The sequence below is a fragment of the Aestuariivivens marinum genome, assembly GCF_022662175.1.
Taxonomy (GTDB): Bacteria; Bacteroidota; Bacteroidia; order Flavobacteriales; family Flavobacteriaceae; genus Aestuariivivens; species Aestuariivivens marinum.
In genome coordinates this window covers 384,855-403,951 of the sequence record NZ_JAKMCR010000001.1, presented here as the reverse complement: position 1 = coordinate 403,951, position 19,097 = coordinate 384,855, and the positions used below count along the sequence as shown (strand labels likewise).

The 19,097-nt window shown below is 37.1% G+C and carries 14 protein-coding genes and 1 tRNA gene; 14 read left to right on the top strand and 1 reads right to left on the bottom strand.

Annotation, left to right across the window (positions count from 1 at the left end):
* Positions 1–26 precede the first annotated feature (26 nt).
* The 4 genes from MR053_RS01685 to infB all read left to right on the top strand — a co-directional run bounded on the left by MR053_RS01685 (position 27) and on the right by infB (position 4,877).
* Positions 27–99: transfer RNA gene (locus MR053_RS01685), tRNA-Gln, on the top strand.
* 289 nt (positions 100–388) lie between these two features.
* On the top strand, positions 389–850 hold the full coding sequence (gene rimP / locus MR053_RS01680; RefSeq protein WP_242130762.1) for a ribosome assembly cofactor RimP: 462 nt from the start codon (positions 389–391) through the stop codon (positions 848–850).
* A gap of 14 nt (positions 851–864) precedes the next feature.
* Positions 865–2,097 carry a transcription termination factor NusA gene (gene nusA / locus MR053_RS01675; RefSeq protein WP_242130761.1) on the top strand — a complete coding sequence of 411 codons (1,233 nt, stop codon included), beginning with the start codon at positions 865–867 and terminating at the stop codon, positions 2,095–2,097.
* 65 nt (positions 2,098–2,162) lie between these two features.
* Complete coding sequence (gene infB / locus MR053_RS01670) at positions 2,163–4,877, top strand: translation initiation factor IF-2 (RefSeq protein ID WP_242130760.1); 2,715 nt, start codon at positions 2,163–2,165, stop codon at positions 4,875–4,877.
* Between the two features lie 65 nt (positions 4,878–4,942).
* Here infB and MR053_RS01665 read toward each other — a convergent pair whose 3' ends face one another.
* The gene (locus tag MR053_RS01665) at positions 4,943–5,326 is read right to left on the bottom strand and encodes an SPOR domain-containing protein (protein ID WP_242130759.1); all 384 of its coding nucleotides are present in this window, start codon (positions 5,324–5,326) and stop codon (positions 4,943–4,945) included.
* 215 nt (positions 5,327–5,541) lie between these two features.
* Here MR053_RS01665 and MR053_RS01660 point away from each other — a divergent pair, with 215 nt between their 5' ends.
* The 10 genes from MR053_RS01660 (at position 5,542) to queG (ending at position 19,054) form a co-directional block, all read left to right on the top strand.
* On the top strand, positions 5,542–6,837 hold the full coding sequence (locus tag MR053_RS01660) for a cytochrome c3 family protein (RefSeq protein ID WP_242131772.1): 1,296 nt from the start codon (positions 5,542–5,544) through the stop codon (positions 6,835–6,837).
* A 33-nt stretch (positions 6,838–6,870) separates the two neighbouring features.
* Positions 6,871–9,981, top strand: coding sequence for a TAT-variant-translocated molybdopterin oxidoreductase (locus tag MR053_RS01655; protein ID WP_242130758.1), 3,111 nt, complete (start codon positions 6,871–6,873; stop codon positions 9,979–9,981).
* Between the two features lie 66 nt (positions 9,982–10,047).
* Entirely contained in the window at positions 10,048–11,496 is a 1,449-nt protein-coding gene (gene nrfD, locus MR053_RS01650; protein ID WP_223551446.1) for an NrfD/PsrC family molybdoenzyme membrane anchor subunit, read from the top strand.
* An 8-nt stretch (positions 11,497–11,504) separates the two neighbouring features.
* A complete protein-coding gene (locus MR053_RS01645; RefSeq protein ID WP_242130757.1) occupies positions 11,505–12,035 on the top strand; it encodes a DUF3341 domain-containing protein in 531 nt (176 codons plus the stop codon).
* Between the two features lie 8 nt (positions 12,036–12,043).
* Positions 12,044–12,595 carry a c-type cytochrome gene (locus MR053_RS01640; RefSeq protein WP_242130756.1) on the top strand — a complete coding sequence of 184 codons (552 nt, stop codon included), beginning with the start codon at positions 12,044–12,046 and terminating at the stop codon, positions 12,593–12,595.
* Positions 12,596–12,614: 19 nt separating this feature from the next.
* The gene (locus MR053_RS01635; RefSeq protein WP_242130755.1) at positions 12,615–13,964 is read left to right on the top strand and encodes a quinol:cytochrome C oxidoreductase; all 1,350 of its coding nucleotides are present in this window, start codon (positions 12,615–12,617) and stop codon (positions 13,962–13,964) included.
* Between the two features lie 32 nt (positions 13,965–13,996).
* Positions 13,997–15,070, top strand: coding sequence for a cytochrome c oxidase subunit II (locus MR053_RS01630; RefSeq protein WP_242130754.1), 1,074 nt, complete (start codon positions 13,997–13,999; stop codon positions 15,068–15,070).
* Between the two features lie 23 nt (positions 15,071–15,093).
* A complete protein-coding gene (locus tag MR053_RS01625; RefSeq protein WP_242130753.1) occupies positions 15,094–16,884 on the top strand; it encodes a cytochrome c oxidase subunit I in 1,791 nt (596 codons plus the stop codon).
* A gap of 181 nt (positions 16,885–17,065) precedes the next feature.
* Positions 17,066–18,088 carry a Holliday junction branch migration DNA helicase RuvB gene (ruvB, locus tag MR053_RS01620; protein ID WP_242130752.1) on the top strand — a complete coding sequence of 341 codons (1,023 nt, stop codon included), beginning with the start codon at positions 17,066–17,068 and terminating at the stop codon, positions 18,086–18,088.
* Positions 18,089–18,130: 42 nt separating this feature from the next.
* Positions 18,131–19,054: a tRNA epoxyqueuosine(34) reductase QueG gene (gene queG / locus MR053_RS01615; RefSeq protein WP_242130751.1), complete on the top strand. Its 924-nt coding sequence runs from the start codon at positions 18,131–18,133 to the stop codon at positions 19,052–19,054.
* The last annotated feature ends 43 nt before the right edge of the window (positions 19,055–19,097 follow it).

Sequence of the window (19,097 nt, the reverse complement as noted above, 5' to 3'; positions counted from 1 at the left end):
CTAAATTTGCACCCTCAAATAGGTATTGGCCTATGGTGTAACTGGCAACACGTCTGGTTTTGGTCCAGAAGAGTCTAGGTTCGAGCCCTAGTAGGCCAACTTAAATTGACAGTCCCGATCTTGAAAAAGGTTGGGACTTTTTTTTATAGCAAAAGATTAATGGGCAATGAGTTTATGCTGAGCAAGTCGAGGTGGGCCTGGAGATGTGCTGAGATTTTCGAAGAAAATGCCGACGTAAACTGAATGTACCAATTCGTATTTTGTGTAGGGATTTTTTATTTCGTTTGTAATCTGTATAATAATTAATTAAAATATTATATATTTGCAGCGTTGAAAGGAAAAATTAAATATTGAGGGGACGGGAAGTCCCCTCTTTTTATACTGAAAAATGTTTAATACTGCGGTTGAAGATTTATTGAATAAAGCATTGATAGAAAGGAACGATTTGTTCCTTATTGATTTTACCATTTCAAGCGATAATAAGATTAAAATTATTATTGATGGCGATCAAGGTGTAACTGTTGAGGATTGTATGTTTATAAGCCGTGCGATTGAACATAATTTAGATCGTGAGGAACAGGATTTTTCGCTAGAAGTTATGTCGGCTGGAGCAGCATCGCCCTTAGTTGACAAAAGACAGTATAAAAAACATGTTAACCGAACACTTAAGTTAAAGACCGCTGATAATACCATTGAAGGTACTTTAACTGGTGCAACCGATGAACATATTACATTAGAGTGGAAAGTTAGGGAGCCTAAAACCATTGGTAAAGGTAAAGTAACTGTAAAAAAGCAAGCAAGTATTGCTTATGAAGATATTGTAGAAGCAAAAGTTATGATTAAATTTTAATTTAGTAAAGCGTTATGGAAAATGTTGCGTTAATTGAGTCTTTTTCAGAATTTAAAGACGATAAATTAATAGATCGTGTAACCTTAATGGCCATCTTGGAAGATGTTTTTAGAAGTGCCTTAAAGAAGAAATATGGTGATGATGATAATTTCGATATCATTGTAAACCCAGATAAAGGGGATTTAGAAATTTGGAGAAACAGGATTGTGGTTGCCGATGGTGAAGTTGAAGATCCTAACCAAGAAATATCATTATCTGAAGCCCGTAAGATTGAGCCCGATTTTGAAGTAGGTGAAGACGTGTCTGAAGAAGTAAAATTAATTGATTTGGGAAGACGTGCTATTTTAGCTTTACGTCAAAACCTAATCTCTAAAATTCACGAGCACGACAATACCATAATTTATAAGCAATTTAAGGATTTAGTAGGCGAGATTTATACGGCTGAAGTACATCATATACGTCATAGAGCTGTGATTTTATTGGACGATGAAGGCAACGAAATTGTATTGCCAAAGGATAAACAAATTCCGTCTGATTTCTTTAGAAAAGGCGATAATGTTCGTGGCATTATAGAAAGTGTGGAGCTTAAGGGAGCAAAACCAGCTATTATCATGTCCAGAACGTCTCCAATATTCTTAGAGAAGTTGTTTGAACAGGAAATTCCTGAAGTTTTCGATGGGCTTATTACCATTAAAAATGTAGTAAGGATTCCAGGTGAAAAAGCAAAAGTAGCGGTAGATTCATACGATGATAGAATTGACCCCGTGGGAGCCTGTGTTGGGATGAAAGGGTCTAGAATTCATGGTATAGTACGTGAATTGGGTAACGAAAATATCGATGTAATTAATTATACCAATAATCTTCAGTTATTTATTACAAGAGCATTAAGTCCGGCTCGTGTAACTTCTATTAAGATTGATGAGGAAACCAAACGAGCTGAGGTGATTTTAAAACCAGAGGAAGTTAGCAAGGCTATTGGTCGTGGCGGACACAACATTAGGTTGGCCGGTCAGTTAACAGGTTATGAGATTGATGTGTTTAGAGAAGGGGCAGAAGAAGATGTTGAATTAAGTGAATTTTCTGATGAAATCGATACTTGGATCATCGAAGAGTTTAGTAAAGCAGGATTGGACACGGCAAAAAGTGTTTTAGAACAAGATGTCGATGATTTAGTAAAAAGAACAGATCTAGAAGAAGAGACCATTAAGGAAGTTATTAGAATTTTAAAAGAAGAGTTTGAAGATTAAAAAGGCTGTTCAATCTATGATTGAAACAGTATAATAGATATATTTGAGTATTTTAAAGGCAATTTATGGCTGAAACAATTAGATTAAATAAAGTATTACGCGAGCTTAATATTTCTTTGGACCGCGCTGTAGAATTTTTGGATTCTAAAGGTGTGGAAATAGAAAAGCGTCCCACAACAAAAATTTCTGAAGCGGTTTATCAAATTCTTTCCAATGAATTTGAAACCGACGCCAACAAAAAAATGGCGTCCCAAGAAGTTAGTGAGGCTAAACAAAAAGAAAAAGATTTGCTGCGAGAGCAACGTGAGCGTGAACTGGAAGAAAAGCAAAAAGAATTAGCCAAAAAAGAAGAGGTTGTAAGAGCGACCAAAACACTTTCTGGCCCTAAGCAGGTTGGTAAAATAGATTTGAATCCTAAGAAGGAAGAAGTAAAAAAAGCTGCCCCAAAAGAAGAGGTTATCGAGCCAATCAAGGAAGAAGTAAAAAAAGCTGCCCCAAAAGAAGAGGTGCCAGTAAAAGTTGCTGTAAAGGAAACTAAAAAAGAGGTCCCTCCAAAGTCTAAAGTTAAGACGCCTCCAGTTGATGAAGCTCCAGTTGCGGAAGAAAAGGTTGAAACGAAATACCAAAAACTTACAGGGCCGAAAATTGCAGGTGATAAAATAGACTTATCTCAGTTTAATAAGCCAAAGAAAAAGAAGGAAGATAAAAAGGAGAGTAAGGAAGATTCAAAAAATAAAAAGAAACGTCGCCGTATAAGTAAAGCAGCTGGCCCAAATGAAAATAGGGGTACTGGCCCTAGAGAAGATCGACCTAGCGGAGGAAGGTTTAAAGGGAAACAAGGACAAGGCCGTAGAAATGTTGTAAAAGAAGAACCTAGTGAAGAGGATGTAAAAAAACAAGTACGTGAAACACTTGAAAAACTTCAAGGAAAATCAGCTAAAGGTAAAGGGGCTAAATATAGAAGGGATAAGCGAGATCAGCACAGGGAACAATCGCAACTTGACCAAGAACAACAAGCAGCAGAAAGTAAAATTCTAAAGGTTACCGAGTTTGTAACGGCTAGTGAGGTTGCAACCATGATGGATGTCCCCGTTACTCAAATTATTTCAGCATGTATGTCGCTAGGGATGATGGTAACCATGAACCAACGTTTGGATGCTGAAACTTTGTCTATTGTAGCGGAAGAGTTTGGGTATAAAGTAGAGTTTGTTACTGCCGATATAGAAGAAGCAATTGAAGAGATAGAAGATAAGCCCGAAGATTTAAAACCAAGGGCGCCAATTGTCACCGTGATGGGTCACGTAGATCATGGAAAAACATCGCTTTTAGATTACATACGTGAGGAAAATGTAATAGCGGGGGAGTCAGGAGGGATAACCCAACATATTGGAGCTTATGGTGTTCAATTGGAAGATGGTCAAAAAATAGCTTTTTTGGATACACCGGGTCACGAAGCCTTCACGGCTATGCGAGCTCGTGGAGCACAAGTAACCGATTTAGCTATTATTGTTGTAGCTGCAGATGATGATATTATGCCACAAACTAAGGAGGCGATATCACATGCTCAAGCGGCAGGTGTGCCTATTGTTTTTGCAATTAACAAAATTGATAAGCCCGATGCCAACCCAGACAAGATTAAAGAAGGCTTAGCCAACATGAATTTATTGGTAGAAGATTGGGGGGGTAAAATCCAATCGCACGATATTTCGGCTAAAGTAGGAACTGGTGTTAAAGAACTTTTAGAGAAAGTATTGCTGGAAGCCGAATTATTAGAATTGAAAGCCAACCCTAATAAACCAGCTTTAGGGACTGTAGTTGAAGCCTATTTAGATAAAGGACGTGGTTATGTTTCTACCATATTAGTACAGGCAGGATCATTACGTGTTGGAGATTATGTGTTGGCTGGTCAACATAGTGGTAAGGTAAAAGCCATGTATGATGAAAGAGGCAAAGATGTAAAAGAAGCGGGTCCATCAACACCAGTATCTATTTTAGGATTGGATGGTGCACCACAAGCAGGAGATAAATTTAATGTATTTGAAGATGAGCGCGAAGCGAAGCAAATAGCCGCTAAGCGTGCCCAATTGCAACGCGAGCAATCCGTGAGGACACAACGTCATATAACGTTGGACGAAATTGGACGTCGTATCGCTTTAGGTGATTTCCAGGAGTTGAACATTATTCTTAAAGGAGATGTGGACGGTTCTGTAGAAGCATTAACTGATTCTTTCCAAAAATTATCAACTGAAGAAATCCAAGTTAACATTTTACACAAAGGTGTTGGGGCTATCACAGAAAGCGATGTGTTGTTAGCGTCTGCATCTGATGCTATTATTGTAGGATTTAATGTGCGTCCGGTTGGTAATGCCAGAACTATTGCAGACAAAGAAGAAATAGATATTAGAACGTACTCAATTATTTATGATGCCATCAACGACCTTAAGGACGCTATGGAAGGAATGCTTTCTCCAGAACTCAAGGAAGAAATTACGGGTACTGCAGAAATCAGGGAAACCTTTAAGATATCAAAAATTGGTACTATTGCAGGATGTATGGTCACCAATGGTAAAATATACAGGAACTCAAGTATTCGATTGATTCGTGATGGGGTAGTTGTGTTTACTGGAGAATTGACCTCTTTAAAACGTTTTAAAGATGATGTTAAGGAAGTAAGCAAAGGTTATGATTGCGGTATGCAAGTTAAAAACTACAACGATATTAAAGAAGGCGATATTATAGAGGCTTTCCAACAAGTTGAGGTTAAAAAGAAATTGAAATAATTTGATTAAGTGTGATCAATAAAAAAGGGGCTAATTAGCCCCTTTTTTATTAAGGTATTCATGTATTATTTCTTTGGCTTAAAAATAAAAGCACTGGGAAATTTTTGCTTGATCTGTTTAAGTGCACGGTCTGCTTCTAAACGCGTTCTAAAAGCACCAACCCAAATTTTATAGTTAGGTTCTTCATAGGCATCTATTGCTTTCCAGTCTGAAAAAGCATCATTAAATTCTTTTTGAACTTGATAAGCTTCTACTCTTGCTCCCGAATAAATCTGAATTTTATAATAATCATTACTATTCTTATTCATTTCTTTTTTTAATTCTAGCAAAGCATTTATGGAGCTGTCTTGATTTAAGATTATCCGACCTTGTTGAGCGTTCATAAAACTAATTGAAGTACAACAGGTAATAACAATAAACAATAAGGTTTTATAAGTTAGTGATTTCATGATTTATGATAATTTATACAAATGTATACGATATTAACAAAAATGCGGACTTTTTGTTATTTAGAATTTTTCTAAATTAGCTATTAACAGATACCTAACATTTCTATAATCGACTTTAAATATTACTTTTGCGACAGATTTTTTTAAATGTGTTTTTTTTTATTCAATCAATGAAAAAATCATACCAAAGTTTAGAAGTTAATTTAACCAAAAATATGATACAGGTAAATTACCGTAAATTAAACAATAGCTTAGTTCGTTTTGGCTTAATCGTTTTATTCGCATTTACAACAACGCTTTCTGCACAAGAAGGTGATTCTGCAAAAGGTAAAGCTCTATTTAATGCAAACTGTGCCGCTTGTCATAATTTAGATAAGAAAATGACTGGTCCAGCATTACGTTTTGTTGAACAACGTTTGGCTGATGATGAAGGTTTGGATAGGGAATGGCTTTATGCTTGGATTCGTAACAGCCCTGCTATTATCAAATCTGGGGATGCCTATGCGAACAAAATTTATAATGAGTATGGTGGAGCTGCTATGACTGCATTTCCTCAGTTGTCGGATGAGGACTTGAATAATATTTTAGCCTATACGGCTGAAGAAAAGGCGGCACCACCTCTACCTGCCCCTGGAGGGGAAATCTCAGGACAATCTACAGGTACTTCAGGAGGTGTTTCAAACGAAATTATTTTAGGAGCTTTAGCTATACTATTTGTTTTGTTAGCTTTAGGATTGTATTTGGTAAACAAAACGTTACGTCGTTTTGCTGAAGCCCAAAATATTGAACTGCCAGAGGAGTCTAAAAGAACACCACTTTGGAAAGCTTTTGTGCAAAATCAATTTTTAATGTTGGTAGTAGCTATCTTCTTTTTATTGGCTAGTGCCTACTATGTGTATGGATATTTAATGCAGGTTGGTGTAGATCAAGGTTATCAACCCGTACAACCAATTCACTTTTCACATAAAATTCATGCTGGTGATAATGGGATTGATTGTAAATATTGTCACTCCTCGGCACGCGTTAGTAAAACTTCGGGGATACCATCGCTAAATGTATGTATGAACTGTCACAAATCTATTTACGAATATAAAGGAGAAATTTCTCCAGAGTATAGTAAGGAATTCTATGATGGAGAAATTCAAAAATTATATACAGCTGCTGGATGGAGTGATGCCGATCAAAAGTATACTGGAGAATCACAACCTGTAAAATGGGTGCGTATCCACAACTTACCAGACTTTGTGTATTTCAATCACTCACAGCACGTTTCTGTTGCAGGTTTGGAGTGTCAAACCTGTCATGGGCCTGTAGAAGAAATGGAAATTATGTATCAACATTCCTCGCTTACCATGGGATGGTGTGTTAATTGTCATAGAGAAACTAACATTAAAGTAGAAGATAACGCTTACTACGAGAAGATTCATGAGCAATTAAAGAAAAAGTACGGTTTAGATAAACTTACAGTGGCTCAACAAGGTGGTTTAGAATGTGGAAAATGCCACTATTAATAAATTTAATAAGAAGTAATTCAATTATATAATATGTCATCAAACAAGAAATACTGGAAAAGTGTTGAAGAGCTAAACGAGAATAGCTCTATTGTTGAGACTCTAAAACAAAACGAGTTTGTAGAAGAAATTCCCACGGATGAATTTTTAGGCGATAAGGCTGCTTTGGAGTCTACTTCTACTACACGACGCGATTTCTTAAAATATGTAGGGTTTAGTACAGCTGCAGCTTCGTTGGCAGCTTGTGAGGGTCCTGTTAAAAAATCTATTCCTTATGTGGTTCAACCTAACGAGATTATTCCAGGTGTAGCGAATTACTATGCGACTACAATTGCAGATGGATTTGATTTTGCTAGCATATTGGTTAAAACACGTGAAGGACGTCCTATTAAAATAGAAAATAACACTTTAGCCACAACCAATGGTAGTGCCAATGCTAGGGTTAATGCTTCTGTTTTAGGATTATACGATAGCCTAAGAGTTCAGGGGCCTAAAAAAAGCGGCGAATCAATAACTTGGGATGAGTTTGATGCAGAAACCGTTAAGACCCTAGATAATCTAAAGGCCACCAATAAAAAGATTGTGTTGTTAACACAAACTTTTGCCAGCCCTTCTACTCGTAATTTAATTGCAGATTTTAAAGAGGAATATGGTAATGTACAACATGTTGTATATGATGCCGTATCAGAATCAGCTGCTTTAGATGCTTTTCAAGCTAAATACAAACAAAGAGCTTTAGCTAATTACGATTTCTCTAAGGCGATGACTATAGTGTCTGTTGGAGCTGATTTCTTAGGTGATTGGCAGGGTGGTGGATTTGATTCTGGTTATTCTAAAAACAGAGTGCCAGATCATGGTAAGATGTCACGCCATATTCAGTTTGAATCGAATATGTCACTTACAGGAGCTAACGCCGATAAGCGTATTCCATTAACACCAACACAGCAAAAACTAGCTTTAGCAAAATTACATAGCTTGGTAACTGGTAAAAATGTTTCAGTTACATTGCCGGAAGCTATTGAGTCTGCTGTAGCAAGTGCAGCTTCACAACTTAAAAAGGCCGGAAGCAAAGGAGTTGTGGTTACGGGTATTCAAGATGTAAATGCCCAAATAGCTGTTTTCGAAATTAATGAGGCATTAGCTAGCGAAGCTTTTGATACAAAATCGGCTATAAAAACTAGAGCAGGAAACGATAAGGAAGTTGCTCAATTAGTTGCCGATATGAAAGCAGGAAAAGTAGGGGCTGTTATTATGAGTGGAGTTAATCCAGTTTATACGCTACCAAATGCTTCAGATTTTGTTGAAGGTTTGAAACAAACAGACCTTTCTATTACATTTTCAATGAAAGAGGACGAAACGTCTTCTCTTACACAATACATTGCAGCAGCGCCACATTACTTAGAGTCTTGGGGCGATGTTGAAATTAAAAACGGACATTACGGTTTAATGCAGCCTACTATTCGTCCGTTATTCGAAACAAGGCAATTTCAAGAAGCCTTGTTGAAATGGACTTCAAATGATATTTCTTATAACGATTATATAAAAGTCATTTGGGAAGAAGATATTCTTAACGGTAATTCATTTAACCAAGCCCTACATGATGGTTTATTTGTATCTGAAGTTAAAGAACTAGAAGATATTGATGAGCTTGAAGGGGTGGTTGAAAACAATGCCGTTGAAACACCTTCAACAAACCCAGCTCAAGCTTTGGTAGCTACAACAAAAGCTGCTACTGGTCTTGAATTGACTTTATATACTAAAACAGGTATGGGTGATGGACAACAAGCCAATAACCCATGGTTACAAGAATTCCCAGATCCAATTACAAGAACTGCTTGGGATAACTATTTAACAGTTTCTAATGCGGATGCGAAGGAGCTTGGTTTAACCAACACTTATGTAGCCAATGGAGCCTTAAACAGTAATTATGCTAAAGTTAGTATATCTGGAAATGAGCCAATAATAGTTCCTGTAATTATTCAACCTGGTCAAGCAAAAGGCTCTGTAGGATTAGCATTTGGTTATGGGAAGACCAAAGGCTTAAAGGCTGAAATGCAAGTAGGGGTTAATGCTTATGCTTTGTACCAAGATTTTAACAATGTGCAGGATGTTGCTATTGAAGCTGTTGGAGGCGAACATGAATTTGCTTGTGTGCAGTTGCATAATACCTTGATGGGTCGTGGCGATATTGTTAAGGAGACTACCTTAGAAGTTTTCAATACAAAAGATAAAAAATATTGGAATGCTGTTCCTGTAGTGTCTTTAAATCATGAAGAAACGCCTGTAACGTCACCAGAGGTTGATTTATGGGATGAATTTGATCGTTCTATTGGACATCATTTCAATTTATCTATCGATTTAAATGCCTGTACTGGTTGTGGTGCATGTGTTATAGCATGTCATTCTGAAAACAATGTGCCTGTAGTTGGTAAAACTGAAGTGCGTCGTAGCCGTGATATGCACTGGTTAAGAATAGATAGATATTACTCTTCAGAAGACTCTTTTGAGGGAGATAATCAGAAGAAAGATAATATTTCTGGTTTAGGAAGCTCTTTAAGTGAGTTTGGGGAAATGGAAAGTGCTTCAGAGAACCCTCAAGTAGCCTTCCAGCCTGTAATGTGTCAACACTGTAACCACGCACCTTGTGAAACGGTTTGCCCGGTTGCGGCAACCTCACATGGTCGTCAGGGACAAAACCATATGGCATACAACCGTTGTGTAGGTACAAGATACTGTGCCAATAACTGTCCTTATAAAGTACGTCGTTTCAACTGGTTCCTATACAGTAATAATGATGAGTTCGATTACCACATGAATGATGATTTAGGGCGTATGGTATTGAACCCAGATGTAGTAGTACGTTCTCGTGGTGTCATGGAAAAATGCTCAATGTGTATCCAAAAAACACAAAAGACTATTTTAGATGCCAAGCGTGATGGACGTGAAATTATGGATGGTGAATTCCAGACGGCATGTTCTGCAGCATGCAGCAATGGTGCTATGGTGTTTGGTGATATTAACGACAAGCATAGTAAAGTTGCAAAATTAAGAGAAGATAACCGTATGTACCACTTGTTGGAACACGTAGGCACAAAGCCAAATGTGATGTACCAAACTAAAGTGAGAAATACAACAGAAGCATAAATTAAGTATAAGTTAGAAGTATAACAACTTTTAATCTTTAAGCAATAAACATTTAAACAATAAAATATGGCGTCTCATTACGAAGCACCTATTAGAAGACCTTTAGTTACAGGCGAAAAATCATACCATGACGTCACTGTGGATGTAGCAAAACCTGTAGAAGGAAAAGCAAATAAACATTGGTGGATAGTTTTTGGAATTTCACTAGCCGCTTTTCTTTGGGGTATTGGATGTATCATTTATACGATATCTACAGGTATTGGAACTTGGGGTTTAAATAAAACCGTAGGATGGGCCTGGGATATTACTAACTTTGTTTGGTGGGTAGGTATTGGTCACGCAGGGACATTGATTTCTGCAGTGCTATTGTTGTTCCGCCAAAAGTGGAGAATGGCTATTAACCGTTCTGCCGAGGCCATGACGATTTTCTCGGTAATTCAAGCGGGACTGTTTCCAATTATTCATATGGGACGACCTTGGTTAGGTTACTGGGTATTACCAATACCAAACCAGTTTGGTTCGCTTTGGGTAAACTTTAACTCACCTCTTCTTTGGGATGTATTTGCGATTTCAACCTATTTATCGGTTTCTTTAGTGTTCTGGTGGACAGGTTTATTACCAGATTTTGCCATGATTCGTGATAGGGCAATAAAACCATTTCAAAAGAAAATATATTCATTATTGAGCTTCGGTTGGTCAGGTCGTGCTAAAGACTGGCAACGTTTTGAAGAAGTTTCATTAGTCTTGGCAGGTTTGGCAACCCCTTTAGTGCTTTCTGTACACACTATTGTATCGTTTGACTTTGCTACTTCGGTAATCCCTGGATGGCATACCACTATATTCCCGCCATATTTCGTTGCAGGTGCGGTATTCTCGGGATTTGCTATGGTAAACACCCTGCTTATCATCATGCGTAAAGTGTGTAACCTAGAAGATTATATAACGGTGCAGCACATTGAATTAATGAATATCGTAATCATGATTACAGGTTCAATTGTAGGGGTGGCTTATATAACTGAATTGTTTATTGCATGGTATTCAGGTGTAGAGTATGAGCAATATGCCTTCTTGAATAGAGCAACAGGGCCTTACTGGTGGGCTTACTGGGCCATGATGACTTGTAACGTATTCTCCCCACAGTTTATGTGGTTCAAAAAGTTAAGAACAAGTATCATGTTCTCTTTCATAATCTCAATTGTAGTAAATATAGGTATGTGGTTTGAGCGTTTTGTAATTATTGTAACGTCGTTGCACAGAGATTATTTACCATCATCATGGACGATGTTCTCACCTACCTTCGTAGATATAGGTATATTTATTGGAACTATAGGGTTTTTCTTTGTGCTTTTCCTATTATATTCTAGAACGTTTCCTGTAATAGCACAAGCTGAGGTAAAAACCATTTTAAAATCTTCTGGAGAGAAATATAAAAAGTTGAGAGAAGCAGGTAAAAGCCTAGTAGGAGCGGGCTCTGATGAAAGAACTTCTGGAAGTAATAACCAAACAAAAAATTAAGGTAGCATATGGAAGCTTCAAAAGTAATTCACGCTATTTATAACGATGATGATATCTTGATGTCTGCAGTTAAGAAAATTAAAGCAGAGAGACATCATATAGAAGAAATATATACACCATTTCCTGTACACGGTTTGGATAAAGCTATGGGATTGGCACCAACACGAATTGCCATTACTTCCTTTATGTATGGTTTGGTTGGTCTTACAGTTGCAATTGTAATGATGAATTTTATCATGATTGAAGACTGGCCTCAAAACATAGGTGGTAAACCAAGTTTTAGTTATTTGGAAAATATGCCTGCTTTTGTGCCAATCATGTTCGAGTTAACTGTATTTTTTGCAGCTCACTTAATGGTAATTACCTTTTACTTACGTAGTAGAATGTGGCCATTTAAGAAAGCTGAAAATCCAGATCCAAGAACTACAGACGATCATTTTTTAATGGAGATAGCAGTACATGGAAATGAAGAAGCTCTTGCAAGCTTGTTAAAGGAAACAGGAGCTGTAGAAGTAAATTTAATTGATAAAGCGCATTAATAAACCAGATGAGAAGCTTAATTAAAATATTAGTAGTGGCAGTCGTATTCGTGGCTGTGTCATGTAAAAAAGATACCGCACCAAACTATCAGTTTATGCCCAATATGTATGAATCTGTGGGATATGAAACTTATGGTGAAGCGGCTTTCCGTAACGGTGTTGAAGCACAATTACCAGCTGAAGGCTCTGTAGCCAGAGGTCATATTCCTTTTGATTTGGAAAATTCTACAGAAGGCTATGAATTAGCAAAAGCTACATTGACTAGTCCGTTAGATTCAACTCAGGTTGATTTGGCTGGAGGTAAAGCACTATATGATATCTACTGTGGTATTTGTCATGGTAACAAAGGTGACGGACAAGGAAATTTGGTAAAGCGTGAAAAAATATTAGGCATTCCTAGTTACGATGATGCTGGGCGAGCAATAACTGAAGGGAGTATTTACCATACTATTTATTATGGTAAAAATGCGATGGGAAGTTATGCCAATCAGTTAAATGAAGAAGAGCGTTGGCAAGTTGTGGCCTATGTTTTAAAATTGAAAACTGATTTAGAAAAGTAAGACGAAAGATTATATAGATATGTACACATTTTCAAATAAATTAAAGACATTTTCAATCATTCTAATGGTTTTAGGTCTGTTGGGTGTTGGATATGGTTTTATGACATCTCATAAATCGTTTGAAGAAGTTGAGCATTTAATAGCTGCAGAAGAAGCACATCATGGTGGAAGTCACGGTGAAACTGATGCACATGCAACTGCTCCATCACAAGACACACATGGCACTGATGAAGCTCATGAAGAGGTTGATTCACATAAAGAACATGTGGAGCATGTGATGCACCAAATTCATAATAGACCTTGGTCTGCACTTTATGTAGCCGCATTTTTCTTTATGATGATTGCTCTTGGTGTTTTGGCTTTTTATGCTATTCAAATTGCATCACAGGCAGGTTGGTCTCCAGTGTTGTTTAGGGTTATGGAAGGGATTACGTCTTACTTATTACCGGGAGCTTTAATTGTATTGGCTATAGCTATTTTAGCAGGTGATCACTTATTTGTTTGGATGAATCCAGACATGGTAAATCCAGAAAGTGAGCATTTTGATAAATTGGTTGCAGGTAAATCAGGCTGGTTAAATAAAACAGGATTTATTATTAGAGCATTAGTGTTTATTGGTGGATGGAGTTTTTACAGATATATCTCTCGTAAATATTCTATAGCACAAGATACCGCTGAAAACAATAGTAACTTTAAAAAAGCATTTCGTTGGTCTGCTGGATTTTTAGTATTCTTCATTTATACGGAGTCTATGATGTCTTGGGACTGGATTATGAGTGTTGACCCGCATTGGTTTTCTACCTTATTTGGATGGTATGTATTTGCTAGCATGTTTGTTAGTGGTATAACCGTTATAGCCTTAATGTCTATTTACTTAAAATCGAGAGGTTATTTAGAGTTTGTAAACGAAAACCATTTGCACGATGTCGCTAAGTTTATGTTTGCCATGAGTATTTTTTGGACTTATCTTTGGTTCTCACAATTCATGTTGATTTGGTATTCGAACATCCCAGAAGAGGTAACCTATTTTGTGTCTCGTTTTAACGATTACAAATTACCATTCTTAGGCATGGTGGTCTTAAACTTTGTATTCCCTATATTAATGTTAATGAATGCAGATTACAAACGTATTCCTTGGTTTGTGGTTATGACAGGTATCGTGATATTGTTTGGTCATTATGTTGATATTTTTAATATGATTATGCCAGCAACCGTAGGAGACAGATGGTTTATTGGGATTCCAGAAATAAGCTCCATTTTACTTTTCGCTGGTTTGTTCATATTTATTGTGTTTACAGCGTTAACCAAGGCACCATTATTGGTACAGAGATACCCTTTTAAAAAGGAAAGCGAAGAGTTTCATTATTAATATAAAGATTTAAATAAAGAAGAACGATAACAATGACTACTTTATTAACCATAATAGTTTTAGTATTTATTTTAATTGCCATTTGGCAAATGGTAAAGATTTTCGATTTGGCTCAAGCTAGAACTGAAAATACCACCCCTGGAGTAGCTACAGATAAGGATAATATCGTAAATGGTTACATCATGATGGGCTTTCTAGCCTTCATCTACATCATTACTATTGTTTGTTGTGTAAAATGGGGAGATTTACCATTATTATCTAATTCGGCTTCAGAACATGGCCCGACTATAGACAATCTTATGATTGTATCTTTAGTCATCATTTTTATTGTTCAAACGATTACCCAATTTTTATTACACTACTTCGCTTTTAAATACAAAGGAGAAAAAGGTAAAACAGCTTTGTTCTTTGCCGATAACAATAAGCTTGAAGCCATTTGGACCATCATTCCAGTAATTGTTTTGGCAGGTTTGATTATCTACGGATTAAATACTTGGATAAATATTATGGGTGTTGATGAAAGTGATGATCCATTAGTAGTGGAGTTATATGCACAACAGTTTAACTGGAAAGCCAGATACGGCGGTGCAGATAATACCCTAGGAAAAGCAAATGTACGTTTAATAGACATAGATCGAGCTAATATCTTAGGGTTGGACGAATCTGATCCGAATGCGCAGGACGATATCATCACTACCGAGTTACACTTACCTGTAGGGCGTCCAGTATTGTTTAAGATGCGTTCACAAGATGTATTGCACTCGGCTTACATGCCCCATTTTAGAGCACAAATGAACTGTGTGCCAGGTATGATTACCCAATTTGGCTTTACACCTACAAAGACTACTGCTGAAATGAGACAAACACCAGAAATGGTTGAAAAAGTTGCCAATATCAATAGAATAAGAGTTGAAAATAGCAAAGCACTTGTAGCAAAAGGAGAAGAGGCTTTAGATCGCTATGAGTTCGATTACCTATTAATTTGTAATAAGATTTGTGGTAAATCACATTACAACATGCAAATGAAAATAGTAGTGGAAACCCAAGAGGAATATGAAGCTTGGCTAAAAGAGCAAAAAGAATTTAAAAACTCTCTAATTAACTAAAAAGATAAAAACGATATAAGATTATGTCAGCACACGCAGATACTCACGCTCACGACGACCATGGACATCATCATAAAGAAACTTTTGTAACTAAATACATTTTTAGTCAGGATCATAAGATGATTGCCAAACAGTACCTCATTACAGGTACCATCATGGGTGTTATAGGTGTTATAATGTCATTAATGTTCCGTATGCAAATAGCGTGGCCCGAAGAGCCCAATTTGTTATTTGAAGCTTTATTAGGTAAATGGGCACCAGACGGTGTTATGGATGCCGATATTTATTTGGCTTTAGTTACTATACATGGAACCATAATGGTGTTTTTTGTATTAACAGCTGGTTTGAGTGGTACGTTCAGTAATTTGTTAATTCCATTGCAAATTGGTGCTCGCGATATGGCGTCAGGATTCCTTAACATGGTATCCTATTGGTTATTTTTCCTGTCTAGTGTGGTTATGGTAATTTCTTTATTTGTTGAAGCTGGGCCTGCAGCGGCAGGATGGACTATTTATCCTCCATTAAGTGCCCTACCAATGGCACAGGGTGGCTCTGGTATGGGGATGACTTTATGGCTGGTTTCTATGGCTATTTTCATTGCCTCTTCATTATTAGGATCGCTTAACTATATTGTTACCGTAATCAATTTACGTACAAAAGGGATGTCTATGACAAGATTACCGTTAACTATATGGGCTTTCTTTATTACGGCAATTATTGGTGTGGTATCATTCCCAGTATTATTATCTGCAGCGCTTTTGCTGATAATGGATAGAAGTTTTGGTACCTCATTTTTCTTGTCAGATATATTTATTCAAGGTGAAGTTTTGCATTACCAAGGGGGGTCTCCAGTATTGTTCGAACACCTATTTTGGTTTTTAGGGCACCCAGAGGTTTACATTGTAATACTGCCTGCTATGGGACTGGTTTCTGAGATTATGGCAACCAATTCCCGTAAGCCGATATTTGGTTACAGAGCGATGATTGCATCTATTTTAGCTATTGCCTTTTTATCAACTATCGTATGGGGTCACCACATGTTTGTTTCTGGTATGAACCCATTCCTAGGATCTGTATTTACATTTACTACTTTATTAATTGCTATTCCATCAGCGGTAAAAGCCTTTAACTGGATTACCACCATATGGAAAGGTAATTTACAGATGAACCCCGCTATGTTATTCTCTATTGGTTTTGTGTCTACATTCATTACAGGAGGTTTAACAGGGATTATCCTGGGTGATAGCGCATTAGATATTAATGTTCATGATACATACTTTGTGGTAGCACACTTCCATTTAGTAATGGGTATTTCGGCTTTATATGGAATGTTTGCTGGTATTTACCACTGGTTTCCTAAAATGTTTGGTAGAATGTTGAACAAAAATTTGGGATATATTCATTTTTGGGTAACCGCGGTTTGTGCTTATGGTGTTTTCTTCCCAATGCACTTTATAGGCATGGCAGGTTTGCCAAGGCGTTATTATACTAATAGTAACTTCCCATTGTTCGACGATCTGGCCAATGTAAATGTTATTATTACCATTTTTGCTTTAATAGGAGGGGTTGTTCAAATTGTTTATTTATATAACTTCTTCGGAAGTATATTCTTTGGAAAGAAAACAGTTCAAAACCCTTGGAGATCGACTACTTTGGAGTGGACAGCACCCATTAAACATATTCATGGTAACTGGGAAGGTGAAATTCCTCATGTACATCGTTGGTCATACGATTATAGTAAACCTGGACATGATGACGATTTCGTGCCTCAAAATATACCGCTTAAGGACGGTGAAGAAGAATTGCAACATTAGTATGTTATATAAAATAAACACAGTGGAGTGATTAATCTCTGTGTAAAAGATACTAGCCTTTCCATTTAGGAAAGGCTTTTTCGTTATATTTGTTCATGCTGAATTCCTGACTGGTGGACAGGAAAGGTATTTCAGTGTAATCACTTTTATATGTAATTCTGAACGAAGTGAAGAATCTCTTATGAACGAAAATTTAAATCCAACAAACGAAAATTTTTCTCCTGAAGAAATTGATGTAGAAAAAAAATTAAGACCCTTATCTTTTGATGATTTTACGGGACAAGACCAAGTGTTGGAAAATCTTCAGGTATTTGTTAAAGCAGCAAATTTACGTATAGAGGCCCTAGACCATACCTTGTTTCATGGCCCTCCAGGATTGGGAAAAACAACCTTGGCCCATATACTAGCCAACGAATTGGATGTAGGTATTAAAGTCACTTCAGGACCAGTATTGGATAAACCAGGTGATTTGGCAGGGCTGCTTACCAATTTGGAAGAGCGTGACGTATTATTTATAGATGAGATACATAGATTAAGCCCTATAGTTGAAGAATACCTGTATTCGGCCATGGAAGATTATAAAATCGATATCATGATAGAAACGGGTCCTAACGCAAGAACAGTGCAAATAAATTTGAATCCGTTTACTTTGGTGGGGGCTACTACGAGGTCGGGATTGTTAACCTCGCCAATGCGGGCACGTTTTGGGATTCAAAGTCGATTACAGTATTACAATACGGAGTTATTGACCACAATCATTCAGCGTAGTGCCAATATTCTAAATGTTCCTATCTCAATGGAGGCCGCAATAGAAATAGCAGGCCGAAGTAGAGGGACACCAAGAATTGCGAACGCTCTATTACGACGTGTGCGTGATTTTGCCCAGATAAAAGGTAATGGAACTATCGATATTAAAATTGCCAAATTTGCTTTAGAAGCTTTGAACGTAGATGCTCATGGTTTGGATGAAATGGACAATAAAATCCTTTCGACTATCATCGATAAATTTAAAGGTGGGCCGGTGGGGATTAACACAATAGCCACAGCCGTTAGTGAAAGCCCAGAAACTATAGAAGAAGTCTATGAACCTTTTTTGATACAACAAGGCTTTATTATGCGCACCCCGCGTGGGCGTGAGGTTACAGAACTTGCATATAAACATTTAGGTAGAATAAAAGGCAATATTCAAGGCGGTTTGTTTTGACACAACGTGTCACCCTAAATTGGTTTCAGGTGATCATGAACTATGAACTCAAAAACCCAATATACACAACTTATTAAAACCGAAGCCAAACGCCTCGGTTTTTTGTCTTGTGGGATTTCCAAAGCTGAGTTTTTAGAGGGCGAAGCATCTAGACTGGAAAACTGGTTAAATAGAGGAATGCATGGAGAAATGCGTTATATGGAAAACCATTTCGATAAGCGTTTGGATCCTACCAAATTGGTGGAAGGTTCTAAAAGTGTCGTTTCACTGCTTTTAAATTATTATCCTTTGAAAAAGCAAAAACTGGAAAGCTTTAAGTTGTCAAAATACGCCTATGGCACCGATTATCATTTTGTGATAAAAGATAAACTCAAATCTTTATTGCAATTTATTCAACAGGAAATAGGAGAAGTTAATGGGCGTGCTTTTGTAGACTCGGCACCAGTGCTCGATAAGGCATGGGCTGCTAAAAGTGGTTTGGGCTGGATGGGTAAACATAGTAATCTAATCACCCAACAAGTAGGGTCGTTTTATTTTATAGCCGAACTCATTATTGACTTAGAGTTGGACTACGACACACCATCTACCGATCATTGTGGCACCTGCACCGCTTGTATTGATGCATGCCCAACAGAAGCCATAATCCAACCTTATGTTGTAGACGGTAGTAAATGTATATCTTATTTAACCATTGAGTTAAAAGAAAATATTCCAACAGCGTTTAAGGGTAAAATGGACGGTTGGATGTTTGGTTGTGATGTATGCCAAGATGTATGTCCTTGGAACCGATTTTCCAAACCACATGATGAGCCTCTTTTCAACCCGTATCCAGAATTATTATCTATGAATAAAAAAGAATGGGAAGAAATCACCGAAGAGACTTTTAGGAAGGTGTTTAAAAAATCGGCTGTAAAGCGTACTAAGTTTTCAGGATTAAAACGTAATATCAATTTTTTAAAAGAATAATGATGACAAAAGCAGGATTGTTATCTTTGTAAATTCATAAAAA